A 26,784-nucleotide genomic window follows, 5' to 3' on the forward strand; every position below is an offset into this window, starting at 1 on the left:
TTTGGTCACTCAATTTGCAACTCTCAGAGTTGCGACGCACGCACCTTCGAATGTAAACCCAACATTCCAGTCACTTAAGCGTTCGCACTACCAACCGGCACAAGCCCAGCGCCCGAGGGAATTGGCCCGATGCCACGACCTTACACCGGTCGGCGACAACGGATTGGCAACGCCGACCTTGGCATTCATCAATGCCGGGCGCCGCCCGTCACAAAACGCGTGATTTCCCCTGACGATTCGCTTAGAATGCGAACGCGAATTGTTCCTATTACCATTAATCGAGTCGCTTGAGCGGGCCCGAGAGCCACCGCGCCAGGGAAATGAAAGAAAGACAACGTGGAGGAGGAACCCGTGGCGCCAGCAAGGTGGCGCGGGTGGGATCGGGCGCGGCTTGGCTGCTTGCGGCGACATTGCTGAGCGCATGCGGCGGCGGGGATGGCGGCGGCAATACGACGTCGACGGCTTCGATATCGACTGACACGCTGTCGGCTATGGCACAGGTCGGCAAGCAAATCTTCTTTGACCAGACGCTCTCCGCCTCGGGCAAGCAGTCCTGCGCGTCATGCCACGACCCATCGCGCGCTTTCACGGATCCGAACAATCTGTCTGTATCCATTGGGGGGCCGAATTCCGATTTGCCCGGCCTGCGAAACACGCCGTCGCTAAATTACGCTTCGTTCACGCCGAACTTCAAAATCGACAGTGCTGGCAAGGCTTCCGGCGGTTTTTTCCGCGATGGCCGTTCGGCATCCTTGGCGGATCAGGCGCAGCAGCCGTTTACCAATGAATTCGAGATGGCCAACGCCTCGGCAGATGACGTGTTCAAGACGTTGCTGACGCGCCCGTATCTCGACCAGTTCACGGCGGTGTTCACCAAAACCGGCATCCAGGACAGTGCGGCGGCCATGCAAAGCATCGGCCGCGCGCTGGCGGCCTTCCAATCCGAAGACCCGAGCTTCCACACTTTCGACAGCAAATTCGACGCCTACCTCGCCGGCAAGACAACGCTGACGGATGCCGAGACGCGCGGTTTGCTGCTGTTCAACAACCCGACCAAGGGTAACTGCAACGCTTGCCATATCTCGACAGGCAAGGGCAGCACGCCGGCGTTGTTTACCGATTTCACGTACGACAACGTCGGTATTCCACGCAACTGGAGCATCACCGCCAATCAGGAAGGCACCACGCTGCCGTACGTGCCGAAGAACGGCCTGGCGCTAGGCAGTCCAAACTACAGCTACTACGACCTCGGCATTTGCGGACCGCTGCGTACGGACTTTCGCGTGGGTGGCTCGACGTGCGGCAAGTTCAAAGTGCCGACGCTACGCAACATCGCGCTTACGTCACCGTATTTCCACAACGGCGTGTTCCAGACGCTTGATCAGGTGGTGGCGTGGTACATCACGCGCGATACCGACCCGGGCCGCTGGTACGTCAAGGCCGATGGCACGCCCGATGTGCCGTACAACGATCTGCCGGTTGGCTTCGATGCCAACGTGAACGTGGCCGAAGTGCCATACAACCCAGGCACCGCGCCTTCGCTGACGAACCAGGAAATGAGCGATCTCGTGCACTTCCTGTGCACGCTCACCGATGGATTCGATCCGGCCAACCCGTCGGCCTATCGCGTACCGGCGCAATGCGGTTCTACCGCAGCCAGCGTGGGTGCCGCCCGTATACAGACTGTCTCTGCCAGCGGGGCCACGCTGAGCAAGACGGCAGCACGCAAATAAGCCAATTCAAAATTCCAAGACCAGGGAGCGTCACAGCATGAAACGAACCGCCTTGTCGGTAGCCGCCGCTATTGCGGTGATGGGGGCCAGCGCAGCCAATGCCGCCACCACCGCGCAACTCGAACAGAAACTCGACGCCATGGCCGCGCAGATTGAAGCGCTCAAGGCGGAGCTGAAGGAGGTGAAGGCGCAGAACGCGACGCTCGCAACCCAGCAGCAGACGCAGGCGAAGGCACAGGCACAGCAAAGCGCTGCCCTGCAAGACGTGCAGCAGACTGTGCAGACGGCACAGCTCGCCTCGAGCCGGCCGTCGCCGCTCGACAACCTCACGCTGTGGGGCTACGGCGAAGTCAACTACAGCCGCCCGACGCGCCGCTCCGAAGACACCAAGATGGACCTCGCGCGCGCAGTGTTCGGCATTGGTTACAAGTTCAACGACAAGACGCGCTTCAACTCCGAGTTCGAGATCGAGCATGCCATCGCCTCCTCGTCTGACTCGGGAGAATTCGAGGTCGAGCAGTTCTACATCGATCACAAGCTGACCGACAAGATCGGCCTGAATGCGGGCCTGTTCCTGATCCCGACCGGCTTTATCAACCGCAACCACGAGCCGACCAACTACTACGGCGTTCATCGCAACTTTGTCGAGACGCTGATCATTCCGAGCACGTGGCGCGAGGGCGGTCTCTCGCTGTATGGCGATACCGATTTCGGTCTGAACTGGAACGTTGGCCTGACCACCGGTCTGAACCTCGCCAAGTGGAATTTCAACCCGGAAAACCCGCTGTTCAACTCCGCCCTGGAGATGCAAAACAACGGTGCCGGTCCGCTGCAGCAGACGCACCAGGAGCTGGGGCTGGCCAGTGCGAAGAACCTGTCGCAATACGTCGCGCTGAACTACACGGGCATTTCCGGCCTTACGCTCGGCGGCTCTATCTTTACGGGCAAGAGCAGCCGCTCGAGTACCGACGCACCGCTACCGGAGCAGCGCGCCACCCTGTATGAGGCGCACGCTCGCTGGACGCCCGGCAAGTGGGACCTGTCAGCGCTGTACGCACGCGGCACGCTCAGCAACACCGAGACAGTCAATCAGGCCAACCCGGGCGCAGCGAATCCGATGCCCTCGGCGTTCTACGGCTGGTTCATGCAAGCGGCGTACAACGTGTGGCAAAAGGGCGACTATCGTTTCGCTCCGTTCGTCCGCTACGAGCGCTACAACATGGGTGAAAAGTACGCAGGTCTTGCACCGGGCTTCACCTTCCCTGCCGGTTGGCCTTCGCTGTCCGACACCGTGTACACCATCGGCGCGAACTTCTATCTGAACCCGAACGTTGTCTTCAAAGTGGACTACCAGCGCTTCAAGCAGAACCGCGATTTCTCGCGTGTGGATCTGGGCCTGGGCGTGTCGTTCTAAGCTGCGGGAGCGGCAAATCCAAGGAGGTGCAAGTCATGCGTTACCAGCCAGTGCCCATTGTTCTTGTCTGTGCCGCCGCCGTGGGGGCGCCGGGCATCGTTGTCACTAAGGCGTTTGCGGCGGATTACCTGTCCGCTGCCGAGGCCCAGAAAGCAATGTTTCCCGACGCAACGGGCTTTGAACCGGTACCGCTCACGCTCTCAGCCGACCAACTCAGGCAGTTGGCCGAACGTGCGGGCGGCCCGGCCAAGCCGGGTGCGTGGCGCGCATGGCAAGCCAAACAAGGAGATAAGACGCTCGGCTACTTCGTGACCGACGCCGTCATCGGTAAATTCGAGCTCATCAATTACGCCGTGGCCCTGAACACAGCCGGCGAGATCAGCGGCGTTGAAATCCTCACCTACCGCGAAAGCCACGGGTACGAAGTCCGCAACAAGCCGTGGCGAACCCAGTTTCTCGGCAAGTCCGCCAAATCGCCGCTGCGTGTGGGCGACGACATCAACAACATCAGCGGCGCAACGCTGTCGTGCACGCACCTGACCGACGGCATTCGGCGCATTGCGGTGATGGCACAACTGGCGCTCGTCCAACGCTGATGCTCGCAACTTGCAGGCGCGCGCGGCCGTTGCTCGGCACACTGGTCGACGTGCAGGCTGAAGGGCCGGAGGCCGAAGCCGCCGTGGCGGCAGCGTTCGACGAGATTGCCGCCGTTCACGCGCTGCTGAGCTTTCATGCTGCAGACAGCGAGCTGCAAGCGATCAACCTCGCGGTGCCGGGCACACGACTGCGCGTTGATCCAAGAACGTTGACCGTACTGCGCTTGGCCTGCACCTTGCACGACGCATCCGCGCGCGCATTCGATTGCCGGGTTGGCACACCTGAGCAACTGGCCGATACGCGTTTTCCTGTCGCCTTTGCTGGCGATGTCGTTTGCAAGCAGACGTTCGCACGGATGGACCTGGGCGGTATCGCCAAGGGATATGCCGTCGATCGCGCAATTGAAAAGATGCGAGGCTTGGCGGTAGACAGTGCAGTCGTCAACGCAGGTGGCGATCTGCGGCACCACGGTGCCCGCCCGATCACCGTGCAGGTACGTGACCCACGCAGTGCGGCGCGGATCGCTGCAACCGTGCGCCTCGACAATACGGCGCTCGCCACCTCCAGTGCTGGCGGGCTTGGCGCAGGCCCCGATAGCCCATCCCGAATTCATAACGCGGACCGGCTCGCGCTTCCGGCTCTCGCGGGGGCAACCGTGCGGGCACCCACCTGCGTGCTGGCCGATGCGCTGACCAAAATCGTGCTGGCCACCGGCGACGCCGCGAGTCCGCTCCTTGCCCAGTACGGTGCGGCGGTCACCGTATACTCGCCCGGTTAATTCGCTGCCTCGTAGACCATGTCTGTTTCTCCGCGTTTTCCCCACCATGTGCGCGAGAGCGCGTTTCGCCTGAGCCGCCGACGGCGGTGGATGGTGTATGGCGTGTTTGCTGTGCTCTTCATCACCGGCTTGGCCTGGCTCGCACTGCATTTCCTCGACGAAGGCAGCGACACCGGCACGCTAGCGCTGGCGTGGAGCATGAAGCTGCATGGCGCTGCCGCCATGATGAGCTTGTATCTGTTCGGCATGCTGTGGGGCCCGCACATCCGCAACGCGTGGGTGCGACAGCGCAATCGCACAGCTGGCGCAATGCTGGTCATCCTGACGATCGCGTTGGTACTGACAGGTTATGCGTTGTACTACGTCAATGGCGAACTGGTGCGTCAAAGTGCAGAAGTGTTGCACTGGTCAGCGGGCATGGTGGTGTGCATCGCCCTGTGGATCCACATTTCAATCGGACGGCGCAAGCGCAAGACGCCCCCTTTTCAAATATGAGCGGCGTATCGCTCGGCCGAGCAACGGCATTCCCCGTTGTCCGCGCTCAAGTGAGCTGACGCACCGCCGAAACGAGCTCCACTTCTCCGTGATCTCGACGTGGCGTATTCCGGGCGCTGACGCCAAGAGCTGAAAGAGCTCGGTGCGCTCATGATCTGTATAGACGTTCGCACGCCGTCGCCCCATGAGCCGACGATATTGCCTCACCTCCCTTCGTCGTGACCCTGCGGCAAATAGAGCGTGACCAGTACCGACGCGTCGTCGAGCGCCTCGAGCCAGTGCGCTTGGCCCGGCACCATGAAGAGCAAGTCCCCGGCGTGCATCGTGCGTACAGCGACGTCCGTGCCGAACGTCAAGCTTCCTTCGAGGCACTGCACGGTAATTTCACCTGGCGCGCGGTGTTCGGGAATCCGCTTGCCGGCAGGAAGCACGAGCCGTATGACCTCGAGATGGTCGGACCGCATGAGAGTGACCGACTTGGCGCTCTTCACGCCCGGACCGAGCGGTCGCACGTCGATCAGTTCCCCTGGCGCCGCTCGTGGTGTTGCCATAATGGTTTTTGCTCCTTTCTCCAAAACGGTTTAAATGATCCGGCGTACTAGCATGGTTTTGATCTCGCCGATCGCCTTCGCTGGGTTCAGTCCTTTCGGGCAAACGTCGGTGCAGTTCAATATCGAGCGGCAGCGGAACAGTCGATACGGATCCTCGAGATTGTCGAGCCGTGCATTCGTGCCCTCATCGCGTGAGTCCACGAGGAAGCGGTATGCCTGCAGAAGCCCCGCTGGGCCAACATATTTGTCGGGGTTCCACCAGAACGATGGACAGGCGCTCGAACAACAGGCGCACAGGATGCATTCGTAGAGCCCGTCAAGTTGATCGCGTTCGTCCGGCGACTGGAGGCGCTCGCGTTCAGGTGGTGGCGTATCGTTGATCAGGTATGGCGTGATCGAGTGGTATTGCTTGAAGAATGCCGTCATGTCGACGATCAGGTCGCGGACGACCGGCAAGCCGGGCAACGGGCGCAAAACCGTATGGCGTGGCAGATCGAGAAGGTTCGTCGTACAGGCAAGACCGTTCTTGCCGTTGATGTTCATCGCGTCTGAACCGCATACGCCTTCCCGGCAAGAGCGCCTGTAACTCAACGTTTCATCGAGCGCCTTCAGCCGCACCAAGACGTCGAGTAGCATCCTGTCAGTTGACGTGATGTCGATCTCGAACGTCTGCATGTGTGGCGCGGCGTCACGGTCCGGATCGTAGCGGAAGATGTCGAACGTTCTGGACTCGGCCATGGAGTTTTCCCGTCGTTCCCTGCACCAGCATCGCTGCGCATAGGCACTGCTACGCACGTGGTTCTGACAGCGGCCATGAGGGCACCGCTTCGCGACATCATCTTATGCATGCATCCTTTAGATATATCGCAACGTGATATAAAAAGCAAAGTCGGTCATGGTGACGTGGATCAGTTCTGGGCGGGGCGCCGGCGACACAACGGCCGCCTGGGATGGCGCGAGATATGCGCTCGGTATGCCAACGTCGTCGACAATGGGTGATCCATCACCAGAGGTATTGAGCGGATCGCCACTGCAGACGGCACGGTTGCAGTATCGATTTTCCGACTACGTGGCGATCGTCACCGCGAGCAACTTGCCTTACGCCGGGCTGGCGGTGCGAGAACAGTACCTGTCGTCCGGTTTTTGATTTCACGAGGTCTAGGCGCACGGTGACCAAACGGCGTCACACAGCCATCCATTGACCGAGGTTTTGCTCTCACATCTTTACTTCGGCGCACTCGATCCGCAGGAGTTTAGCCATGGCCTCCATGTGGCTGTCAACGTAGGCCACGATGGTGCGCGGTGACACCGGCAACAACTCATGCAGTTCCTGAAGGTCCTGCGTCAAGCTGACCGCCAGTTCCATCCACGGGTGCCACAACGTGCGCTGCGCAGACCGGGTCGAGGCGAAATCCAGGTCGGTCAAGTCAGGCCGCAGCGGCGCTTGCGCGTTGCTTTGCGTGTCCACCGAGATATAGCGAGAGACGAGCGCGCCTGGACTCTCAACGGTGGACGTTACTCAGTGCAGCAACACGCTACGGTTGAGTCTGCGGATCGCTGCCGCCACTACGGGGCGCCCATCACCTAGCTCGTGGCCACGTTCACTGATCGACCTCCTACAGCCATGCCGCTCGTTACGGGCGGCTTGCATTCTGCGGCAAGGCGGCGCCGTTCGCTGACGCGTGTCCCGCCACACACAGACTAGACGACATGCACATCCTTTGCGCCCGATCGCCTGGGTGTTTTCCCTACCTCACCCCAGCTTGAATCTAGGCCGTATCAACGCTAATATTTGGCCGATAGAACGCTAACTGTAGGCCGATAATACGTACTTCAGGTGCCGTTTTTTGGGGAGGGCCTGCGTATGGCAGCGACGCGGGGTTCGGAGCGCAGCCCGAAAACCTCGGGTTTGACCACAGCGCTGCCACCCACATTGCTCCCCAGCCCTGGGCACCTCGCCCCAATCCGGAGACACGCTGTGACCGTACATCACCTTCCGCCCACAGAGCATGCGGACGTCCTCATCGTTGGCGCCGGCCTGTCTGGCATCGGTGTCGCGCGTTACCTGGAGACGGAGCGCGCGGGCACGTCCTACGTCATCCTGGAATCGCGCGCTGTCACCGGCGGCACATGGGACCTGTTCCGCTATCCCGGCATCCGCTCCGACTCGGACATGCACACCTACGGCTACGAGTTCAAGCCATGGCCGTACAAGAAGTCGATTGCCGGGGCGGCGGATATCCTCTCCTACCTGCGTGAGACCGCCGCTGAGTACGGGATCAATCGCCACATCCGCCTGAACCACAAGGTGATTCAAGCATCGTGGTCCAGCGCTCAAGCCCTATGGACAGTCGAGGTCGAGCGTACGGATACGGGCGAACGCAAAACGATCCTGGCCAAATGGTTGTTCAGCGCCGCCGGCTATTTCCACCACGATCAGGGCTTCACCCCGAAGCTGGAAGGCATCGAACGCTTCCAGGGCCGCACCGTGCATCCGCAGCATTGGCCGGAGGACCTCGACTACACAGACAAGCGTGTCGTGGTGATCGGCAGCGGCGCCACCGCCGTCACGCTGTTGCCGGCCATGGCGGACAAGGCCAAGCATGTGACGATGCTCCAGCGCACGCCCACCTATGTCGTGAGCCTGCCCTCGGAGGACGTCATCGCCAACACGCTGCGCAAAGTGATACCGCATGCGTGGGCCTATGCACTCGTGCGCCGCAAGAACATCGCCATTTCGCGCGGCATCTGGTACCTGTGCAAGAAGCGGCCAAAATTTGCGCGGCGTCTCATCCGCTTTCTCAACAAGCGCCAGTTGCCCAAGGGCTATCCGATCGACGTGCACTTCAACCCGCCCTACGACCCTTGGGATCAGCGTTTGTGCGCGGTGCCCGATGGAGATCTGTTCAAGGCCATACGCAAAGGCCAGGCATCCGTGGTGACGGATCACATCAAGACGTTTACGGAGACCGGCATCCTGCTGGAGTCGGGGCAAGAGCTGCCGGCGGATATCGTCGTAACTGCCACCGGGCTCAACATTCGCCTGTTCGGCGGCATCAAGCTGATTGTCGATGGCGAGCCCGTCGATCTGCACAGCACGGTGACCTTCAAAGGCATGATGCTCAGCGGCGTGCCGAACTACGTCTTCTCCATCGGCTACACGAACTCGTCGTGGACGCTCAAGCTGGGGCTGCTGGCGCAACACTTCTGCCGCATGCTCGACCACATGGATCGCACCGGCTCCGCGATCTGCGTGCCCAAGGCTCCCGACGCTGACATGCCCAAGCTTCCGCTGCTCAACCTCGGCTCCGGCTACGTTAAGCGCGCCATCCAGAGCATGCCTTGCCAGGGCCTGGAAACGCCCTGGATCATGTCGGAGGACTACAACGTCGACGTCGCCAACCTGGGAGACAGCCCGGTCGAAAACCCGTTCCTGCGTTTTGAGCACGCCAACCAAGCGGGCAGCACGGCGCGCTCGCAGGCCCGGCAAGCGGTGGGAGCCTGATCATGTCGATCCACGCCATGGATGAAGCGCACGATCTGTTCTGCGACGCGCCGACCGGTGTCCGCCTGTGCTACCGCACGTACGGGCTCGAAAGCGCTGAGCCTCTTCTGCTCGTCGCGGGCCTGAGCCTGCAACTGACGTCGTGGCCCGCCAACATGATCGACGGCTTGGTGCAACGTGGCTTTCGCGTCATCGTCTTGGACAACCGCGACGTCGGCCGCTCCTCCCGCATCGCGCAGAAGCCGCCCGGGTTGCTGCGGCAATTCCTGCGATTGCCGATGCCTTCCGGCTACAGCCTTGAAGACATGGCCGCCGATACGGTTGGCCTGCTCGATCATCTGCGTGTGGCGCGTGCGCATATCGTGGGGATGTCGATGGGCGGCATGATCGCGCAGATCATCGCCGGTAGCCATCCGCACCGCACGCTGTCGCTCACCTCGATCTTCTCCACCACCGGCTCGCGAAAGGTCGGCCAGCCGGCCATGTCCAGCATGTCGATGCTAACCAAGCCGCCCGCACGCACGCGTGACGAAGCCGTGCAGCGTTACAGCGCGATCATGGCGCACATCGGTACGCAGACGTACCCCGTGGACGACGCTGCGCGACGCGCCTACGCCGCCGACGCGTGGGACCGAGGCCAGCAGGCGATGGATGCCGAAGGCGTGGCTCGCCAGCTCGGGGCGATCATCAAGTCGGGTGACCGGACAGCAGAAGTCCGCCGCATCCGGGTGCCGACGCTGGTGGTGCACGGCGATCGGGATCTGATGGTGGCAGCCAGTGGCGGCACCGCAACTGCTGCTGCCATCCCCGATGCAGAGATGGTCACCATTCGCGGCATGGGCCACGACATCTCGGAGGGCGTCGCGCCGTTATTGGTCGACCTGATTGCCGGACATGCGAAACGCAATACGGCAGCTTCCGCAGCCGAACAGATGAACGCCAGCAGGCATTCCGCCTGAGTACGTTCCGGCGTGCCGGGACCACCTGGCCGGCATCCACGCACAACCAAAACAAAAACAGCCGTTGCTGCGATCTCTCAATCGAGAGCGCATAGGAGACACCATGCTGCAAGGCTCCCCAACCGAGCTTGTCGCCAGCTTTGAACGCCAGCGCCAGGCTTTCGCGCTGGACCCCGACCCGACACTGGCCACGCGCCTGTCCCGTCTCGATCGGCTCGCGGCCTGGCTCGACTCGCACGAGTCTGACATCGTGCGTGCCATCGACGCCGACTTTCAAGGCCGCTCGGCGCACGAAACCCGACTTGCCGAGGTGTTTGTCGTGCGCACGGGCATCCGTCATGCGCGGCGCCACCTGAAGCAGTGGATGCGCACGCAGCGCGTGCCGACTGCATTGCACTTCCGCCCCGCCTACAACCGGCTCATGCCGCAGCCGCTGGGCGTGGTGGGCATCATTGCGCCGTGGAACTATCCGCTGCAACTGTCGTTGGGGCCAGCGCTTGCCGCGCTTGCGGCCGGCAACCGGGTGTTGATCAAGCCGTCAGAGCTCACGCCACGGCTGTCGGCGTTGCTCGCTTCGATGGCGCGCGAAATATTCAACCCGGATGAACTCGATGTCGCCATCGGCGATGTTGAACTGGGCAAGGCCTTTGCCAGCCTGCCGTTCGATCACTTGTTCTTCACGGGTTCGACCCAGGTGGGGCGTGACGTGGCGCAAGCGGCGGCGGCCAACCTGACACCGGTCACCCTGGAGCTCGGCGGCAAATCACCAGCCATTCTTGATATGTCGTGCAATGTCGCGGTTGCAGCGCAACGCATCGCATTCGGCAAGCTGCTGAACGCAGGGCAAACCTGCGTCGCGCCGGACTATCTGCTCGTGCCCGCAGGTACGGCGGAAAACGTCGCATCGCATCTGGAGCGGGCCATCACGAAGCTCTATCCGAAGCTCGCTTCCAACCCCGACTACACCGCCGTCATCAGCGAACGCCATCGTGCACGTTTGGCAGAGATGGTCCGCGAGGCGCGCACCGCAGGCGCACGCGTGATCGAGGTCAACCCGGCTGGCGAAGCGTTCAACGCGGCATCACGCAAGTTCCCGCCCACGCTCGTGATTGGCGCCCCCGTCGCCACGCGTTTGATGCGTGAAGAGATCTTCGGCCCAGTGTTGCCCATCGTCGAATATGCAAACCTCGACGATGCACTGGCGTACGTCCAGCGCAACGCCCGCCCGCTCGCGCTGTACTGGTTTGGTGACGATGCATCGCGCTGCAATCGCGCACTGCGCGAAACCGTATCGGGCGGTGTGACGATCAACGACTGCCTGTGGCACCTGGCGCAAGAGAGCCAACCCTTTGGCGGCGTCGGCCCCAGCGGCATGGGGGCCTACCACGGCAAGTGGGGCTTCGACACCTTCAGCAAGCGCAAGCCGGTCTTTCATCAGGCCCGCTGGAATGGCACCGCGCTGTTCCACCCGCCCTACGGCCACATCTTCAACTGGCTGCTGCGCGTGCTGTCGCGCATTGCCTGATCCCGTCGGTTGCTTGTCGAGAGAAACATCATGAATCAACAATTCGATTACATCATCGTCGGCGGCGGCTCGGGCGGCTGCGTGGTCGCGGGCCGGTTGTCCGAAGACCCGAACGTCTCGGTTTGCGTGCTCGAGGCAGGGGGGCATGGCGACGGCATGATGGTCAAGGTCCCGGCGGGCGCGGTCGCCATGGTGCCAACCCGTCTCAATAACTGGGCATTCGATACCGTGCCGCAGGCCGGGCTTGGTGGGCGCATCGGCTACCAGCCTCGCGGCAAGATGTTGGGCGGTTCCTCTGCCATCAACGCGATGGTCTACATCCGCGGCCACCGCAGCGATTACGATCACTGGGCGTCGCTGGGCAACGGCGGCTGGTCGTATGACGACGTGCTGCCCTACTTCCGCCTCAGCGAGCACAACGAACGCTTCGACAACACATGGCACGGCCGCAACGGCCCGCTGAATGTCAGCGACCTGCGCACCGACAATCCCTTCCAGGCACGCTATCTGGAAGCCGCCCGCCAGGCGGGCCTGCCGCTCACGGACGATTTCAACGGCGCGCAACAGGAAGGCATCGGCATCTACCAGGTCACGCAGAAGCAGGGGGAACGGTGGAGCGCGGCGCGTGCGTATCTGCACCCGTATATCGGCCGACGCGCCAATCTTACGGTCGAAACCCACGCGCAAGTCCGCCGCATCCTGTTCGAAGGCAAGCGCGCCGTTGGCGTGGAGGTGCTGCAGAACGGCACGGTACGCACACTGCGCGCGCGGCGCGAAGTGGTGCTGGCTGCAGGTGCGCTCCAGACGCCGCAGTTGCTGATGCTGTCTGGCGTGGGGCCAGCACAGGAGCTTGCACGCGTGGGCATCCAGGCCGTGCAGCATCTGCCGGGCGTGGGGCGCAATCTGCAGGACCATCCCGACTTCGTCTTCGGCTACAGCGCACGCAGTCTCGACACAATTGGCGTCTCACTTCGCGGCGGTGTGCGCATGCTGGGCGAGATCCTGCGTTTCCGCCGCGAGCGGCGCGGCATGCTGACGACGAACTTCGCCGAAGGTGGCGGCTTCCTGAAGACACGCCCCGAGCTCGATGCACCCGACATCCAGCTGCATTTCGTGGTGGCAATGGTCGACAACCACGCGCGCCGCATGCGCCTGGGCCATGGGTTCTCGTGCCACGTCTGCCTGCTGCGTCCGCACAGCCGGGGCGCGGTCACGCTGCGTAGTAACGATCCGCTCGCCGCACCGCTCATCGACCCGGCCTTCTTCGATGACCCGCGCGATGTCGAAGACATGGTGGCCGGCTTCAAGATCACGCGCCGGCTCATGCAGGCGCCCGCACTGGCCAAGTGGGCCACGCGCGACCTCTTCACCCCACACGTGAAGACCGATGACGACATCCGCGCAGTCCTGCGGCAGCGCACCGATACCGTCTATCACCCTGTCGGCACCTGCCGCATGGGCCAGGACGAGATGGCCGTGGTCGACCCACAACTGCGCGTACACGGCCTGGACGGGCTGCGTGTTGTCGACGCGTCGATCATGCCGACCCTGATCGGCGGCAACACCAACGCACCCACCATCATGATCGGTGAGAAGGCCGTCGATCTGATCCGCGGTGTCAGCCGTGTCACGCCCGGCATGCGCGAAGAGGCGCAAACCTCCGCCGCGCAGTCCGCGATCCATCACCGAGAAGTCCGTCATGCAAACACCTGAGGTATCCCTGGAGATTGATGCATATGAACTCGTATAACGCAGCCAGGTTCACGGCCTGGAGCGCCATCCTTGGCGGTCTCGCGGCTTGCGCCACCATCGCCCTGTCGGTGGTCGTCACGGGCGGCGACATCGAAATGGTGCCTCACGGCCCCGCAATGCTGGCCTTGCCGGCGCAAGCGCGTGACCTGTTCCGCTGGTGGATGCTGGCCGACGTGCTGGGCTTCTATCTGCCGTTCGTGGCCATTGGCGGCTACTTCCTGCACACGTTTCGTGAAGAGCTTGGCGCGCTCCGCGAAATGATCGCCATCGCCATCGCGGTCTATATCGTCTGCGGCATCGCTGGGGCGGTGCTCCAGTTGTCGACCATCCATCCGCTCGCCCATGTATATGCCAGCGGGGAAGACGGCGCGAAGGTTGCAGCGGCAGCCGTGTGGACCGCCATCGCCAATGCCACGCAAAGCGGGTTCTGGTGGGTGGAAGGCCCGCTCGTGTTCTTCTGGACACCGATTGCCGGAAGACTGCTCAAAAAAGCGGGCTGGCGCGGATCGTTCCTTCTCCATATCGTCGGCTGGGGCTTCGGGTGCTATTTCGTGTTCGGCTTCTTCCCCAGCCTTGCTTCGATCGCAGATGCGGGCGAGACCATCGCCGTCCTCGCCCTGCCGATCTGGATGCTGATTTTCGGCTGGCAACTGATGCGTCGCGCGCCGACGCTTGCCGTGCCGAATGCCGCCCGGGCTTAACACCCTGTCTGCCTGTCTATTACCCACGTGATGTTTGGAGTCGAAACATGCCCCCGGAAACCTCCGCGCACTGGCCGGCGCACCTTCCCCGTCATCTGACGCTACCCGCGACCAATCTGTACTTCAACGCGGAGGTTTCGGCGGCCCGCTATCCGGACAAGCCGTTCATCGTCTTCTACGACACGCCGATCACGTTTGCGGAGTTCAAGGACGAGACCGAACGGATTGCCGGGTATCTGCAGCAACGCTGCAACGTGAAGGCCGGAGACCGCGTGTTGCTGTACATGCAGAACAGCCCGCAATGGATGCTCGCCTATTACGGCATCCTGCGCGCCAACGCCGTCGTCGTACCCATCAATCCGATGAACATGACGGACGAGCTTCGTCACTACGTCGAGGACAGCGGTGCGCGCACCGCCTTCGTGGCGCAGGATTTATACGAACGCATCGCGCCGCTCGCCGACGATGCTGACGGGCAGCTTGCGCACACCATCGTCGCGACGTACAGCGACTATCTGAAGCAGCCATCCAGCATCACGCCGCCGGAGTTCGTCAGCGCGCCACGCCATATCGACGGTGGTGACCGCATTGGCGTCACGCATTGGAGCGACATGCTGGATGCGCGCGTTGCGCCAGGGCCGCTGACCGCAGGGCCGGACGACCTCTGCGTGATGCCGTATACGTCGGGCACGACGGGCAAGCCGAAGGGATGCATGCACACGCATCGCAGCGCGATGTGCACGGCGCTCGGCGTGGTCAACTGGGCGAGCGGCACGCAGAACTCGATCCTGCTGTCGGTACTGCCGCTGTTTCATGTGACGGGCATGCAGAGTGGGCTGAACGCGCCGCTCTTCAGCGGCGCAACCGTGGTCGTACTGCCACGCTGGGATCGTGATGCAGCCGCGCACGCGATCGAGCATCACCGTGTGACGGACTGGTGGTCCATTTCAACAATGGCCATCGATTTTCTTTCGAACCCGAAGCTCGATGACTATGACCTGTCGAGCCTGCGTGTGGTGGCCGGTGGCGGCGCGGCGATGCCGGACGCCGTCGCCAAGAAACTGCACGACAAGACCGGCATCGAGTACATCGAAGGCTACGGCTTGTCGGAGACGATCGCCCCGACGCACATCAACCCGCCGCACCGGCCGAAGCCGAATTGCCTCGGCATTCCCATGTTCGATGTCGATGCCCGGATCATCGACCCGCAGACACTCGAAGCATTGCCGCAAGGCGAGACCGGCGAAATCGTGACGCACGGCCCGCAGCTGATGCAAGGCTATTGGCGCAATCCGGAAGCCACGCGCGAAGCGTTCATCGAAATCGACGGCAAGCGCTTTCTGCGTACCGGCGACCTCGCCAGAATGGACGAGGAGGGCTATTTCTTCATGGCGGATCGTCTGAAGCGGATGATTAACGCGTCGGGCTACAAAGTGTGGCCGGCCGAGGTGGAGACCATGCTGTATTACCACCCTGCCATCCAGGAAGTCTGCGTGATTGCCGCGCGCGACGCGCATCGGGGCGAGACGGTGAAAGCGTTCGTCGTGCGCAATGCACGGCATGCGCCGGCCGTGACCGAAGACGACATCATCACGTGGTCCCGCGAGAACATGGCGGCCTACAAGGCACCACGCATTGTTGAATTTGTCGCGTCACTGCCCAAATCGGGCACCGGCAAGATCATGTGGCGCGAGCTTCAGGAGCAGGAAGCCGCGAAGGCTGCAAGTACCGCAAGCTGAGCCGATGGGCACAATCCGCATCCACCTCTGGAGATTCCACCGTGTTCACCGTCGCTAGCAAGTTGCTGCTGCTCTTTGTGTATGGCGTCGCAGCCGGCAGTTACCTGACGGCGCTGCCGCTGGCGCCGGACGCCGTCCACTGGGTGCGTGTCGCGGCTGCGGTGCTGCTCGCCGTGCATGCGCTTGAAGTGCTGATCTGCTTCCGAAAGGTGGCCCTGCACAAGGGACCGCTGTTCGATAGCGTGCTGCTGACGCTGCTGTTCGGTGTCCTGCACTGGAAGCCGACGGCGGATGCCGCGCGTCGCCCGCGCTGATCGCGGGGCAGCACTCCGAAAACATCGATCGGCCACTCAGACAGTAGCCTCAAAGAACGACAGCCCCGCCATGACAACCCCGACCACCAGCAGTACGGTCGGGGTGCGCGTGTTGGCATCGAACCCGGGGTGCCGTGCCACACGCGTCTCCAATGCCCGATTCACTGACTGCAGGATCTGGCGCTCGTTCGCATCGACTGCATCGAAGATGTTCGTCAACGCGTTGTCCGTATCTGGAAACGGATCGCGCAGGAGCTGAGCCGCATCGGCACTAGCACGCTGCAGGCATGCGGCGGACAGCAGCGCCGATGCCACCATGGACGTAACCGCCGCCATCGCAAAGCCCACGCGCACCATGCTGCCAGCGGCGTGAAGGTCGACGGCGCCAAAGCGCAGGATCGACGCATACAGCGTGATCAATCCTGCCAGTGCCCCGAGCGATAGCGTGAACATCATGCGCAGATGGCTTGTGAGCAGCAGTCTTGCGCCCTCGATATGTTCCAGGTGGATCTTCACGAACGTATCGATCGCGAAGCGGCATGCCTCAAAACGGAGTTGCCGATCTTCGGACGCTTGTGCCTGGCTCATGCGCAGCCTCCTGATTGGCGAAAAAGCTGCCCCATATTCCTATCAAACCGCGCCGGCAAACACGCGGCGCAGGCCCACGGCAGCCGTCCAACGCGCGCCTTCCGCCTGGCTGACGGCATCCTGCGCGCGCAAGTAGCTGCGCCGTGCATCCAATACCGAGCTCGCATCTGTCAGGCCGGCATCGAACAGGCGTTCCGCGCGCTGTGCAGCAGTTTCGCCCGCAGCCTGCGCCTGCTGCCACTTGGTCAAAGAGGCTTCCGAGGTGGACCACTGTGCCAAGGCCACCTCGGCGTCCGACAGTGCGGCCAGCATGGCCTTTTCATACTCGGCCATTGCCTCATTGGCCTTAGCCTCGTTGACCGCGATGTTGGCGCGGATACGCCCGCCGTCCAGGATCGGCAACGTCAGCGAAACGCCGTAACCTAATACCACCTGCGGAGACGCGGATTGGCCAACGATCGCCGTCCGTTCACGCGTGTTGGCCCACTCAATCTGCAGTCGGGGGTAGACCTCTCGACGCGCTACACCCACGCGTGCCAGCGCAGCATCCAGCGCGCGAGCTTGACGCAAGACGTCCGGGCGGCGCTCCAGCAGTTCGCCAGGCAGCAAAGTCGCCGGCGGCTGCGGCACGGTGGCGGTCGCCTGCAAGTTCAACGCCGGCGCTTCACTCACGCCCAACAACACGGCCAGTTGTCGATGACGTATCCGCCGCGAACCATCCAACTGCTCGGTAGCGGCTTGCTCCTGCGCCAGCTCTGCCTGCCAGCGGTCCACATCGACCGACGTCGCCTGCCCTGCGTCGAACTTGCGGCGAACCACTTCGACCTGGCGCTGCGCAACGGCAATCGCCTCACGGTTCAACGCCACGCGGTGCGCAAGCGTCTGCAACTCGAAATAGGCGGTTGCCACATCGGCCGCCAGCGCGATCTGGGTTGCTCGTAACGCCTGGGAGGCGGCTTGTGCGTCGGCCTCGGCGGCGTCGATCGCCAAAGCCCCTCGGCCGAAGACATCGATTTCCCAACTCGCGCGCAGGCCGGCGAAACTACGCTCAGCACGCGGATCGATACCCGTTTCCCGGCCGCGTTGTGCCCCTGCCACAGCGCCCAGCTGCGGCCGGCGCTCAGCCTGTGCCCCATCGGTCAGTGCGCGCGCCTGGGCCAGCCGCGCGGCGGCGATCTTCAGGTCTCGGTTTGATTTGAGGGCGGTATCAATCAGCGTATTCAGTTCATTGTTACCAAAGTCGCGCCACCACTCGGCAGCCACGACACCTTGGATGGGGATTGCGCTTTCGCTCCACTGGCTAGGCACGTTGACGGCGGTTGCCGCCGGCGCGGAGCCCACCGGGGCCGTGGCGCAGCCGGCCAATCCAATCAGAGTGAGCACCGCTGCGCCGAGCAGCGTCTGGCGCGTGGCGCGACGAAATACGGGGGCAGCGGAAGAAATCAGGGGGTGCATGCAATAGCTCCGGGCATTGACGAGTTGATTTCTTTAACTATACTATACGTATAGTAAAGTTCAAACACGAGGAGATGCCATGGCAACACCCAATGAGTCCTCCAACTCTCGCGACAAAATTCTCGATGCCGCAGCAGACCTGATGGCCGAGCGTGGTGTGACCCAACTCACCATCCAGGCGACGGCAGATGCCGTCGGCATCACCAAAGCCGGGCTGATCTATCACTTCAAGACACGTGACGATCTGCTCACCGCCCTGGTCGAGCGTATGGTGGCCGAGCTGGACGCACAGGTCGGCGTACCAGCGCCGGACGATGCCAAGCCGATTTCGCTACGGGCAAAGATGGCCGAGCTGGCCAGCTTCACCTTCGACATGCCTGCCAGCCGGAAAAAGCTCATGGCCAATATGTTGTCGGCGGCCTCCGCTCACCCGCACTTGCTGCCGCCAGTCCAGGCGTTGTTCGCGCGCGGCTATGACGCACTGGACCACGGCCCAAAGGCCGGTCTTGCGCAACTGCTGTCGGTTGCGCTGGACGGCCTGCTGCTGCTCGAACTCCTTCAACTGCACGAGTTCCCCCCCGACCAGCGCGCCGCCATGCGCAAGACGGTGGAAGAACTGGCGCGCGGTCTGCCCTAACCCCTGCCCCATCGCTTCGATTCAAAGGTTGTCCCATGCGTACCCATTTCCAGCCCACCGCCGGGCTCACGGCTCTTGCGGCCGTGGTGTCAGCATTCGCCATGAGCGCCTGCACCCCATCCGCCACACCGGTGGCTGCACCGCCCAAGCCGGTCAAGGTCGAAGTCGTCGGCGCGGTCAAGGCCCGAGCATCCGCCGACAGCTTCGTCGGCACGCTGCGGGCACGCCAGCGCAGTGACCTGGGCTTCGAGGCCGCCGGGCGAGTGGTCGCCATTCCCGTCGAGGTGGGTGACCGGGTGCGTGCGGGCCAGGTGCTTGCACGGCTGGACGAGTCTCCAGCCCGCTGGCGCCTGAACAAGGCAGAAGCCGACCGTGCCGCCGCAGCAGCAACCGCGGTAGAACGCCGAGCCCAATTGCAGCAGCAAGAGGCGCTGGCACGCGACAAGATCATTTCGCAGACGGCGCTGGAATCTGCACGGGCCGCCCACCAGCTTGCGCAAAGTCAGCTGGCAGCAGCCGATGCCGCACTTGCTACGGCCCGCCGAGACCTGGCGCTCACCCACATCACTGCCCCGTTTGACGGCGAAATCGTGGCACGTCTGACGCAGCCTTTCTCTGATGTTGCGCCGGGCCAGGCCATCCTGCAGATTCAGGCCGGCAACGCGCTGGAGGTGGTTGCCATGTTGCCCGACAGCGTCGCCGCTACCCTTTCTTCCGGAGACAGCGCCCAGGGCAAGAGCGACTCCGAGTCATTCCCGCTTGCACTGGAACGGTTGTCCGCCCGCAGCGACAACGGCTCGCTGGTGCAGGCAATCTTCCGCGTGCCGCAAAGTGCGGTTACCTCGAAACATCTGCGCAGCGGCGGCGTCGTGTCGGTCGAGTTGGCCAACCGCACCGCGCCCAACGCGATCACCGTGCCAGCGCCTGCCGTCATGTGGGGCGACAAGCCCGGCCAGGCTGCCGTCTTTGTGCTGGACCAGACCGGCAAGCTGCAACGCCGCTCAGTCCAAGCGGGCACCGCCGTGCAGCGCGAGGGCCGCGTCACGGTTTCGCAAGGCCTGACGGCCGGCGACCGTGTGATCGTCGCGGGCACCGCCTTCCTGCATGAAGGCCAGCTCGCCCAAGCACATCCGACGCAGACCCTGCTTCAAGGCGCAACGGAAGGGGTCGCGCAATGAAACTCACCGAAAGCGCGCTCAACAGTACCCGCCTGACATTCTTCGTTGCGCTGCTGATTCTGGTATCGGGCGTCTTTGCCTTCCTTAGCTTCCCCTCGCAAGAGGAGCCCTCCACCACCGTCCGCGACGCGATCGTCATCGTGGCCAACCCTGGCCTGCCTGCAGAACGCATGGAGCAGTTGGTCGCGCGCCCCTTGGAAGAGCGGTTGCGCCAGTTGCCAGAGCTCAAGCACGTGACGAGCACGGTGCGCCCCGGCACCGTCATCCTGCAAGTCAACCTGCGCGATGAAGTGCGCAATCTGATGCCGGTCTGGCAACGCATGCGCGCCAAGATCGAAGAGGCTCGCCCCCTATTTCCCGCCGGCACGCTGCCGCCACAAATCAACGATGACTTTGGCCGCGTGGCCATCGCCTCGATCGCCGTCACAGCACCGGGCTTCTCGATGAGCGAGATGCGTGAGCCGCTCAAGCGCCTACGCGAGGGCATCTATGCCATCAAGGGCGTACAGGGCGTGACCTTCCATGGGTTGCAGGACGAACGCGTCTATATCGAATTCGACCGCACACGTCTCGCCGGCCTGGGTCTGGGTGCCAACGCCGTACTGCAGCAACTGCACCAGCAGAACGTCGTGCTCTCGGGCGGGCAGGTCGTGCTCTCGGGCCTGAACAGCGCTGTCGTCGCCTCAGGTGAAATCCGCTCTCTGGAGGCGCTGCGCGACTTCGTGCTGGCCGTGCCCGCCAGTGCTGGCACGGCGCCAGCTACCGTCCGTCTGGGCGACATCGCCCAGATACGCGTGCTGCCGGCTGATCCTCCGGAGTCCGCAGCCATCTACCGCGGCGATAACGCCGTGGTGCTGGGTGTATCGATGCGCTCCGGCCAGAACATCAAGATGCTGGGCCAAGAACTCAAGGAGCGCGTGGCTCAGTTGGAGCAGCAGTTGCCCGCCGGTTTCTCGTTGGACTTCGTGACCTACCAGGCCGACGTGGTCGAGCGCGAGATGGGCAACATGAACCGCGTGATGGAAGAAACCATCGTCATCGTGATGACAGTGGTGGTGCTGTTCCTGGGCTGGCGCGCCGGCATCATCGTTGGCAGCATCGTGCCGCTCACGATTCTTGCCACGCTGCTGGTGATGCGCGCATTGAGCATCGAGCTGCATATCGTCTCAATGGCGGCCATCATCATTGCGTTGGGCCTGCTAGTGGACAACGGCATCGTGATTGCCGAAGACGTCGAGCGACGCTTGGCCATGGGCGAAGACCGCAAAACGGCCTGCATCCGGGCTGGCCAAACGCTAGGGATTCCGCTGCTGACCTCTTCACTGGTCATCATCTTCGCCTTCTCACCGTTCTTCTTCGGCAGCACCACGGTCAATGAATACCTGCGGCCGCTGGTGATCGTGGTGGCGTTGTCGTTGCTGAGCTCGTGGCTGCTCTGTCTGACGGTGACGCCGCTGCTGTGCTACTTCTTCCTGAAGCCCAGCCACCACAACGCCAACGAACCACCGAAAGAAACCGGCTTCTACGCGGGCTATGCGCGCGTGATCCGCAAGGTGCTGGACCACAAGGGCAAAATGCTGGCCGCGATGACCGTGCTGTTCATCGGCTCGATGATTCTGCTCTCGCGCGTGCCGACCGGGTTCTTGCCCCCGTCGGAGCGCCCGCAGTACCAGGTTGCAATTGAGCTGCAGCCAGGCAGCGATGCACGACGCACGCAAGCCGTGGTGCGCGACCTGAGCCACTGGCTGAGCGACAAGAAAGCGAACCCCGAAGTCACGACCAGCATCGGTTACGTGGCAGATGGCGGCCCCCGCGTCGTGCTCGTGCTCAACCCGCCGTTGCCGGCCTCGCACGTGGGCTACTTCACGGTGAGCGTGCAGAGTGCGAAGGATGTTGCACCCATGATCGAGCGCACACGCCAATGGATGGCGCAGCGCTATCCCGATGTGCGCGTGGATGCCAAGCGCTTCTCACGCAGTACGAACGATTCAGGCATGGTGGCCTACCGGATCAGCGGCCCGGACGAAACCGTACTGCGTGACATTGGCAGCAAGATCGAAGGCGTGCTGCGCCCGCTGTCCGGGATGGTGCAGGTGCGCAATGATTGGGGCCCGCGCGTGCCGCGTGTGGACGTACAGATCGACCAGCGCAAGGCACGCCGCCTGGGCATCAGCAGCGAAGACATCGCGACCTCGCTCGGTGCCCGCTATACCGGCGTGGAGGTCTCCGTCCTGCGCGACGGCGACACGCTCGTCCCGCTGGTGGTGCGTGGCAGCGATGCTGAACGCGCCCGCCCTGAAGACTTGGCAAACACGCTGATCCACCCGGCCAGCGGCGCGGCACCTGTGCCTCTGTCTGCGCTGGCGAGTGTGTCGCTGTCTTCTGAGCCGTCGGCCATCCGTCGCCGCGACCTGGTGCGTACGTTGACCGTGGAAGGCCGCAGTACGCAGGCCACTGCGCAACAGACCGTCGACCGCGCTGCCCCGAACATCGCAAAGATCACGCTGCCCCCGGGCTACCGTATCGAGATGGGCGCCGAGATCGAGGAGGCCGCTGATTCCAACGCATCCCTCGAGACATACCTGCCGCTCGCGGTGGTGGCCATGCTGTTGCTGTTCGTCTGGCAGTTCAACTCCTTCCGCAAGCTGACGCTGATCGTGGGCATCATCCCGTTTGCGATGATCGGTGTGGCGCCGGCACTGCTGCTCGGCGGCGAGCCCCTGGGCTTTATGGCCAACTTCGGCATCCTGTCGCTGGCTGGCATCATCGTGAACAACGCGGTGCTACTGCTTGAGCGCATCGAGGCCGAACTGGCTGCTGGCAAGCCCAGGCGCGAAGCCGTGGTGTCGGCTGCCGTGGCGCGGCTGCGCCCCATCGTGATGACCAAGCTCACGTGCGTGGCGGGTTTGATCCCTCTGTTGCTGTTTGGCGGCAGCCTATGGGCGGGCATGGCGCTCACCATCATCGGCGGGCTGCTGCTTGGCACGTTGATCACGCTGGGTCTGGTGCCTGTGCTTTACGAACTGCTGTTCGGCGGGCGGCTGGCGCGCTGGCTTGAACAACGTCGCAGCGGTGCGGCCTCGGGATCGATCGCTCACTCCTGATGCAATGCGAGTCCTGATATGCAGGACCTGCACTGCGTCGATCTCTTAAAGCCAAAGGGGGTGGCCTTTCAGAGCACCCCGTTGGCTTTTGGCATGTCGAAACTTCGCGGTTAGATGGCCGATGGCTGGGCAGTCAGGGGCGGAGGCGCCGGAAGTGCTGCACCTGGAGAGGGATTGCGTAGCAGCCCATGCAACAGCAGCGATACCACATGCGTGATGAACACCTTCGGTTCCAGCGCTTTAGCTGCACAGATGCCAAAGGAGTGCTTCCACATCTTCAGAAACAGCATCGGTGCGACCAGTGCCAGCGTGGTCTGTTGGATGTCGGTTTCTCGAAAATCGCCCCGCGCCACGCCGCGTGCCAGGATGGATGCGAACAGCCGGTCATAGCGCTCTATGACTTCCACGCTGTAGTACTGCATGAGATCGGGGAAATTGCCCGATTCGGCGATCAACAGTTTGGTCAGCCCCGAGGCAGCGGATTCACCAGTTCGCTCCCACCAGCGCATCAAAATCTCGTGCAGCAGCGCCTCGCTGGTCCCTTCGAAGGTATCAATGAGGGCCTCGCCTTCAGCCAGCACAGGCAAGAGGTTTTCCTGGATCACTGCCTTGAACAGCTCTTCCTTGCTGGCGAAATACAGGTAGACCGTGCCCTTTGATACCCCAGCGGCCGCGGCGACATCTTCCAGCCGCGTGGCCGCATAGCCGCGCACAACGAACAGGTCCAGCGCAGCAGAGACCAGCTCTTGCGGCCGGGTTTCCTTGCGTCGAACCCAGCGTTTAGCGGACGGCTCGCGGCTTTGACGCTTCAAGGCACCCACTCCAAAAGTGTATGGCCGACTCGTTCCAGGAGCCTCTAAAAGAAATGTCTACAAGAACGGCGTGATCAGTGCGAAGTCCGCCCCAGACCGCCAAGGGCATAACCACGATTCAGGCTCAGTTCCTTTTCCTGCACGCGCTCCAAAGCGCAATAGGCGTAATAAAACACCACGGACTGATAAGCCCAGACAAGCATCGCAATCGTATAGAAAACCGCGTGATCATCGTCACCCGGTATATGGTAGAAATCATAGATGCTGGCAATCGTCTGTGCGGATACCAACGCCAGGATCACGCCGAAAGCGATCCGCTTCTCTCCGGCGCTTAGCAATTTCTTGATCACGTAAACGACGTAAACCGAGAACAAAGACCACATCACCAGATAGAAGTAAGGCTTTGGCCCCACCATGAAATCTGCTGTCCATACCACCACAGTTGCTGCCAGCGCGCCCAACACATACATGACATCAGCGCCCATCGATGGCTTGTATCGATGCGTCACAGCCATCATGCCGGCGATCCCGATCACCGGTACACCGGCGGTTCTGGAAAATGCATCGCAAAAAAGCGAGATGTTCAAGAACATCCGTTCGCCGGTTAATGCATTGGTCAATAGGTTCGTCGCCGAGAACGCCACAACCAGCCACTCGAACCCGAGGAGGAAGTTGCGCTTCTTGAGAAGCTTGATCCCGTAGATTAATGAAGCCGTGATCAATGTGAAATCAGCAAGGCAATAAAGATAGTATTTTTGTTCCATGATGAATTCCGGTGGTGTTGATGAATGTCTTCACCATTGCGCTTATCCACGAATATCAGTTCTTTCTTATCGGCTGGCGATGAATTGCGCGAGGTCCTCGATATCCTGTTGCGACAATGGACCGGCCATCGCTGCCATCGCCCCGGTGGGATCGTGGCGCTTACCAGTCTTGAAGTTCGTGAGCTGGTCGACCAGATAGTCGTGGCCCTGCCCTGCCAATCGCGGATACGCATCCTTCCCCTCGAGCTGCTGCCCATGGCAGGCGGCGCAGTTCTTGTCTTTGGCCAGCGCCTCGCCTCGTGCCACGCGGGCCGCATCGGCATGGAAGCTCGTGTTCGGCAGCGGCGTCATCTGCGAGAAATGCGTCACCATCGACTCGAACTCGTGCTCCGACAGGCTGAGCGCAAATGGCGTCATGGTCGGGTCGCTACGCTCGCCACTGGCGAATGCCTTGAGCTGCTTCCTGAGATATGCCTCCTTCTGCCCCGCCAGGCGCGGATAGGCTTGGGTAACGGCGTTGCCTTCGAAGCCGTGGCAGTAAATGCAAGAATCGCTGGCGCGAGGCCAAGGGCCGTTCACACGAGCGTTGTTGTCCGAGATCTTGTCGACCTCATTGCTTATCCGCAGCAGGCCATAGACTTCCGGCCCATAAACGATGCCGCCGACCACGGCAGCTGCCAACAGCAGCCAGCCTGACAGGATGAGCATCCGCTTGCCGCGGCTGGGTGGTTTCGTTGCGGTATTCATCAAGCCTTCCCCCCGGCTACGGCCTGCAGCGCCTGCAACGCTGCCTTGTGGCCGGAACGCACCGCACCATCCATGTAACCCGCCCAGATTTCCGCGGTTTCCGTGCCCGACCAGATCAGCTTGCCGACAGACGGATGCAGGGCTTCACCGTACGTGGTGAGAAAACCGGGCGGCATCGGCGACACGCAGCTCAGCGTCCATTTGTCTGCCTTGAGCCAATCACGCTGATGGAATGCGATGGGGTGCAGCGCTTCGTCGCCAAACGCCTCGGCATAGATCTGCGAGAGTTGGGCCTCGGCCTCCTTCGGATCAGCCGGCAGCATGCTGATGTGCACGAACGCGTTGATGACGCCGAACGAGACATCCTCCGGCGAGTTGTCGTACGCCCAAAGCACCGGCCCCCCCGGTTGAAAAATCCAGCCGTTCAGGCCCTTGTCGCGCCAGAACGCTTTCTTGTAGACGTGCGTCGTCTTGCGTCCGGGCGCAAACGCCGGCCAGCGGCGCTGCATTTCGCGGCGTTTCTCCGGCAGCGGCGGGTCGAAGGCGATCTGATTGCACAGCATCGGCGCGAGCGCAACGATCACGTTACGCGCACGGACCACACCATTCGCGGTATGAATGGCAACCGGTCCGTTCTGCCAGTTCTCAATGCGCAGCACGGGGCTCGACAGTCGGACCTTGTTACCCAACGCTTCCGCCATCTTGATCGACAGAATCTGCGAGCCGCCCGAGATACGGGTGCCCTGCGCGCCGTCCTTGACCGCTTCGAGCCGGTCGTAGTTGCATTCGGCTGAATTGACCATCGACAACCAGTGCAGCAGCGACAGTCGCGCCGGCGAGGCGCCGCCCGTGATCGCCAAGCCGGTCGACCAACCGATCTGGTCTGCGTTTGCGATGTTCTTTTTCACCAGCCAATCGCCGACCGACATCGCGTCGAACTCGGCGGCGCGCGGCGATTTCCACGGCGCGCCGCACGGCACGCTCTTGGCCAGCTCCTCGAGTTCATGCGCAATCTTCGGATCCGTGCCGAACCCGCCCTCGGTATCAACTGCGGTACGCGCGCCACCGGCCAGCATCACGGTCTTGCCCTGCCAGTAGGTGGGAAACGTGCCAACACCCAGCTCACGTACCAGATCGGCAACCGCAGTTTGACCCGGCCCGATCCATTGGCCACCCGATTCCGAGAAGTAGCCTTTGCCGAGGTCGTGGTTGAGAGTCCGTCCGCCGACGCGGTCGCGCGCTTCCAGCACCACGAAGGACTCGCACCCCGCACGCTTCAGGTCACGTGCCGCGGTCAGGCCTGCCAGCCCGGCACCGATGATGGCCACCTCAAGTACGTCCCGCTCATCGCTCGCAGCCGTTGCCGCGCTCGCCACCTTCGGCAATGCCGCCGCCGTCGCCGCTGCTGTCACCGATGCGGCCATGCCGAGAAAGCC

Annotated in this window: 25 protein-coding genes; 16 read left to right on the top strand and 9 right to left on the bottom strand. The window is 62.6% G+C overall.

All coding sequences use genetic code 11. The features are described from left to right. Positions 1–320: 320 nt before the first annotated feature. From DOD19_RS21270 to DOD19_RS21290, 5 genes are read left to right on the top strand one after another with little or no spacing between them, the layout of a single operon-like run. A complete protein-coding gene (locus DOD19_RS21270) occupies positions 321–1,733 on the top strand; it encodes a cytochrome-c peroxidase (RefSeq protein ID WP_204360092.1) in 1,413 nt (470 codons plus the stop codon). A gap of 37 nt (positions 1,734–1,770) precedes the next feature. Continuing rightward, positions 1,771–3,147, top strand: a complete 1,377-nt coding sequence (locus DOD19_RS21275) for a porin (RefSeq protein ID WP_112187912.1) — start codon at positions 1,771–1,773, stop codon at positions 3,145–3,147. A gap of 35 nt (positions 3,148–3,182) precedes the next feature. Further along, positions 3,183–3,743 carry an FMN-binding protein gene (locus tag DOD19_RS21280; protein WP_112187914.1) on the top strand — a complete coding sequence of 187 codons (561 nt, stop codon included), beginning with the start codon at positions 3,183–3,185 and terminating at the stop codon, positions 3,741–3,743. Beyond that, entirely contained in the window at positions 3,743–4,522 is a 780-nt protein-coding gene (locus tag DOD19_RS21285; protein ID WP_112187916.1) for an FAD:protein FMN transferase, read from the top strand. The genes DOD19_RS21280 and DOD19_RS21285 overlap by 1 nt, the downstream gene beginning before the upstream one ends. 18 nt (positions 4,523–4,540) lie before the next feature. Then, complete coding sequence (locus tag DOD19_RS21290; protein WP_112187918.1) at positions 4,541–5,017, top strand: hypothetical protein; 477 nt, start codon at positions 4,541–4,543, stop codon at positions 5,015–5,017. A 203-nt stretch (positions 5,018–5,220) separates the two neighbouring features. Here the strand turns inward: DOD19_RS21290 and DOD19_RS21295 are convergent, their stop codons facing one another. Beyond that, a complete protein-coding gene (locus DOD19_RS21295; protein ID WP_112187919.1) occupies positions 5,221–5,568 on the bottom strand; it encodes a cupin domain-containing protein in 348 nt (115 codons plus the stop codon). Positions 5,569–5,598: 30 nt separating this feature from the next. Further along, positions 5,599–6,306, bottom strand: coding sequence for a succinate dehydrogenase iron-sulfur subunit (locus DOD19_RS21300; RefSeq protein WP_112187921.1), 708 nt, complete (start codon positions 6,304–6,306; stop codon positions 5,599–5,601). A 157-nt stretch (positions 6,307–6,463) separates the two neighbouring features. On the opposite strand from DOD19_RS21300, the gene DOD19_RS21305 reads away from it, so the two are divergent. Continuing rightward, the gene (locus DOD19_RS21305) at positions 6,464–6,715 is read left to right on the top strand and encodes a hypothetical protein (RefSeq protein ID WP_239498073.1); all 252 of its coding nucleotides are present in this window, start codon (positions 6,464–6,466) and stop codon (positions 6,713–6,715) included. 69 nt (positions 6,716–6,784) lie between these two features. Here DOD19_RS21305 and DOD19_RS21310 read toward each other — a convergent pair whose 3' ends face one another. Further along, complete coding sequence (locus DOD19_RS21310) at positions 6,785–6,994, bottom strand: hypothetical protein (RefSeq protein WP_162634423.1); 210 nt, start codon at positions 6,992–6,994, stop codon at positions 6,785–6,787. Positions 6,995–7,546: 552 nt separating this feature from the next. Between DOD19_RS21310 and DOD19_RS21315 the strand changes: the two genes are divergently transcribed. From DOD19_RS21315 to DOD19_RS21345, 7 genes are all read left to right on the top strand, one after another. Continuing rightward, positions 7,547–9,073 (top strand): NAD(P)/FAD-dependent oxidoreductase, encoded by a 1,527-nt coding sequence (locus DOD19_RS21315; protein ID WP_112187924.1) that lies wholly within the window; start codon positions 7,547–7,549, stop codon positions 9,071–9,073. Between the two features lie 2 nt (positions 9,074–9,075). Beyond that, positions 9,076–10,032, top strand: a complete 957-nt coding sequence (locus tag DOD19_RS21320) for an alpha/beta hydrolase (RefSeq protein ID WP_112187926.1) — start codon at positions 9,076–9,078, stop codon at positions 10,030–10,032. A gap of 103 nt (positions 10,033–10,135) precedes the next feature. Beyond that, on the top strand, positions 10,136–11,557 hold the full coding sequence (locus DOD19_RS21325; protein ID WP_112187928.1) for a coniferyl aldehyde dehydrogenase: 1,422 nt from the start codon (positions 10,136–10,138) through the stop codon (positions 11,555–11,557). A gap of 30 nt (positions 11,558–11,587) precedes the next feature. Continuing rightward, a complete protein-coding gene (locus DOD19_RS21330; RefSeq protein WP_112187930.1) occupies positions 11,588–13,270 on the top strand; it encodes a choline dehydrogenase in 1,683 nt (560 codons plus the stop codon). Positions 13,271–13,293: 23 nt separating this feature from the next. Further along, a complete protein-coding gene (locus DOD19_RS21335) occupies positions 13,294–14,010 on the top strand; it encodes a hypothetical protein (RefSeq protein ID WP_024978799.1) in 717 nt (238 codons plus the stop codon). 47 nt (positions 14,011–14,057) lie between these two features. Continuing rightward, complete coding sequence (locus DOD19_RS21340; protein ID WP_112187933.1) at positions 14,058–15,749, top strand: long-chain fatty acid--CoA ligase; 1,692 nt, start codon at positions 14,058–14,060, stop codon at positions 15,747–15,749. A 41-nt stretch (positions 15,750–15,790) separates the two neighbouring features. After that, the gene (locus DOD19_RS21345) at positions 15,791–16,063 is read left to right on the top strand and encodes a hypothetical protein (protein ID WP_024978797.1); all 273 of its coding nucleotides are present in this window, start codon (positions 15,791–15,793) and stop codon (positions 16,061–16,063) included. Positions 16,064–16,099: 36 nt separating this feature from the next. Here the strand turns inward: DOD19_RS21345 and DOD19_RS21350 are convergent, their stop codons facing one another. Together DOD19_RS21350 and DOD19_RS21355 are read right to left on the bottom strand one after the other, a co-directional pair. Next, on the bottom strand, positions 16,100–16,651 hold the full coding sequence (locus DOD19_RS21350; protein WP_024978796.1) for a hypothetical protein: 552 nt from the start codon (positions 16,649–16,651) through the stop codon (positions 16,100–16,102). A 42-nt stretch (positions 16,652–16,693) separates the two neighbouring features. Beyond that, complete coding sequence (locus DOD19_RS21355; RefSeq protein WP_112187935.1) at positions 16,694–18,106, bottom strand: TolC family protein; 1,413 nt, start codon at positions 18,104–18,106, stop codon at positions 16,694–16,696. 79 nt (positions 18,107–18,185) lie between these two features. On the opposite strand from DOD19_RS21355, the gene DOD19_RS21360 reads away from it, so the two are divergent. From DOD19_RS21360 to DOD19_RS21370, 3 genes are read left to right on the top strand one after another with little or no spacing between them, the layout of a single operon-like run. Then, entirely contained in the window at positions 18,186–18,743 is a 558-nt protein-coding gene (locus tag DOD19_RS21360; protein WP_112187937.1) for a TetR/AcrR family transcriptional regulator, read from the top strand. A gap of 35 nt (positions 18,744–18,778) precedes the next feature. Next, entirely contained in the window at positions 18,779–19,921 is a 1,143-nt protein-coding gene (locus DOD19_RS21365; protein ID WP_112187939.1) for an efflux RND transporter periplasmic adaptor subunit, read from the top strand. Continuing rightward, entirely contained in the window at positions 19,918–23,025 is a 3,108-nt protein-coding gene (locus tag DOD19_RS21370; protein ID WP_112187940.1) for an efflux RND transporter permease subunit, read from the top strand. Before DOD19_RS21365 ends, DOD19_RS21370 begins: the two co-directional genes overlap by 4 nt. A gap of 110 nt (positions 23,026–23,135) precedes the next feature. Here DOD19_RS21370 and DOD19_RS21375 read toward each other — a convergent pair whose 3' ends face one another. The 4 genes from DOD19_RS21375 to DOD19_RS21390 form a co-directional block, all read right to left on the bottom strand. Next, a complete protein-coding gene (locus tag DOD19_RS21375) occupies positions 23,136–23,837 on the bottom strand; it encodes a TetR/AcrR family transcriptional regulator (RefSeq protein WP_112187943.1) in 702 nt (233 codons plus the stop codon). 74 nt (positions 23,838–23,911) lie between these two features. Then, complete coding sequence (locus DOD19_RS21380; RefSeq protein WP_112187945.1) at positions 23,912–24,601, bottom strand: hypothetical protein; 690 nt, start codon at positions 24,599–24,601, stop codon at positions 23,912–23,914. A gap of 66 nt (positions 24,602–24,667) precedes the next feature. Next, positions 24,668–25,348, bottom strand: a complete 681-nt coding sequence (locus tag DOD19_RS21385) for a c-type cytochrome (protein ID WP_112187947.1) — start codon at positions 25,346–25,348, stop codon at positions 24,668–24,670. Further along, the gene (locus tag DOD19_RS21390) at positions 25,348–26,772 is read right to left on the bottom strand and encodes an FAD-dependent oxidoreductase (RefSeq protein ID WP_239498076.1); all 1,425 of its coding nucleotides are present in this window, start codon (positions 26,770–26,772) and stop codon (positions 25,348–25,350) included. The genes DOD19_RS21385 and DOD19_RS21390 overlap by 1 nt, the downstream gene beginning before the upstream one ends. Positions 26,773–26,784: the final 12 nt, after the last annotated feature.

The organism is Ralstonia sp. GX3-BWBA (assembly GCF_003290055.1).
In the GTDB taxonomy this organism is placed as follows: domain Bacteria; phylum Pseudomonadota; class Gammaproteobacteria; order Burkholderiales; family Burkholderiaceae; genus Ralstonia; species Ralstonia holmesii.

Bases quoted from the DNA above. Each gene is read 5' to 3' on its own strand.
- DOD19_RS21270 (WP_204360092.1), top strand. From the start codon at position 321: ATGAAAGAAAGACAACGTGGAGGAGGAACCCGTGGCGCCAGCAAGGTG.
- DOD19_RS21275 (WP_112187912.1), top strand. From the start codon at position 1,771: ATGAAACGAACCGCCTTGTCGGTAGCCGCCGCTATTGCGGTGATGGGG.
- DOD19_RS21280 (WP_112187914.1), top strand. From the start codon at position 3,183: ATGCGTTACCAGCCAGTGCCCATTGTTCTTGTCTGTGCCGCCGCCGTG.
- DOD19_RS21285 (WP_112187916.1), top strand. From the start codon at position 3,743: ATGCTCGCAACTTGCAGGCGCGCGCGGCCGTTGCTCGGCACACTGGTC.
- DOD19_RS21290 (WP_112187918.1), top strand. From the start codon at position 4,541: ATGTCTGTTTCTCCGCGTTTTCCCCACCATGTGCGCGAGAGCGCGTTT.
- DOD19_RS21295 (WP_112187919.1), bottom strand. From the start codon at position 5,568: ATGGCAACACCACGAGCGGCGCCAGGGGAACTGATCGACGTGCGACCG.
- DOD19_RS21300 (WP_112187921.1), bottom strand. From the start codon at position 6,306: ATGGCCGAGTCCAGAACGTTCGACATCTTCCGCTACGATCCGGACCGT.
- DOD19_RS21305 (WP_239498073.1), top strand. From the start codon at position 6,464: ATGGTGACGTGGATCAGTTCTGGGCGGGGCGCCGGCGACACAACGGCC.
- DOD19_RS21320 (WP_112187926.1), top strand. From the start codon at position 9,076: ATGTCGATCCACGCCATGGATGAAGCGCACGATCTGTTCTGCGACGCG.
- DOD19_RS21325 (WP_112187928.1), top strand. From the start codon at position 10,136: ATGCTGCAAGGCTCCCCAACCGAGCTTGTCGCCAGCTTTGAACGCCAG.
- DOD19_RS21330 (WP_112187930.1), top strand. From the start codon at position 11,588: ATGAATCAACAATTCGATTACATCATCGTCGGCGGCGGCTCGGGCGGC.
- DOD19_RS21335 (WP_024978799.1), top strand. From the start codon at position 13,294: ATGAACTCGTATAACGCAGCCAGGTTCACGGCCTGGAGCGCCATCCTT.
- DOD19_RS21340 (WP_112187933.1), top strand. From the start codon at position 14,058: ATGCCCCCGGAAACCTCCGCGCACTGGCCGGCGCACCTTCCCCGTCAT.
- DOD19_RS21350 (WP_024978796.1), bottom strand. From the start codon at position 16,651: ATGAGCCAGGCACAAGCGTCCGAAGATCGGCAACTCCGTTTTGAGGCA.
- DOD19_RS21355 (WP_112187935.1), bottom strand. From the start codon at position 18,106: ATGCACCCCCTGATTTCTTCCGCTGCCCCCGTATTTCGTCGCGCCACG.
- DOD19_RS21360 (WP_112187937.1), top strand. From the start codon at position 18,186: ATGGCAACACCCAATGAGTCCTCCAACTCTCGCGACAAAATTCTCGAT.
- DOD19_RS21365 (WP_112187939.1), top strand. From the start codon at position 18,779: ATGCGTACCCATTTCCAGCCCACCGCCGGGCTCACGGCTCTTGCGGCC.
- DOD19_RS21370 (WP_112187940.1), top strand. From the start codon at position 19,918: ATGAAACTCACCGAAAGCGCGCTCAACAGTACCCGCCTGACATTCTTC.
- DOD19_RS21380 (WP_112187945.1), bottom strand. From the start codon at position 24,601: ATGGAACAAAAATACTATCTTTATTGCCTTGCTGATTTCACATTGATC.
- DOD19_RS21385 (WP_112187947.1), bottom strand. From the start codon at position 25,348: ATGAATACCGCAACGAAACCACCCAGCCGCGGCAAGCGGATGCTCATC.
- DOD19_RS21390 (WP_239498076.1), bottom strand. From the start codon at position 26,772: ATGGCCGCATCGGTGACAGCAGCGGCGACGGCGGCGGCATTGCCGAAG.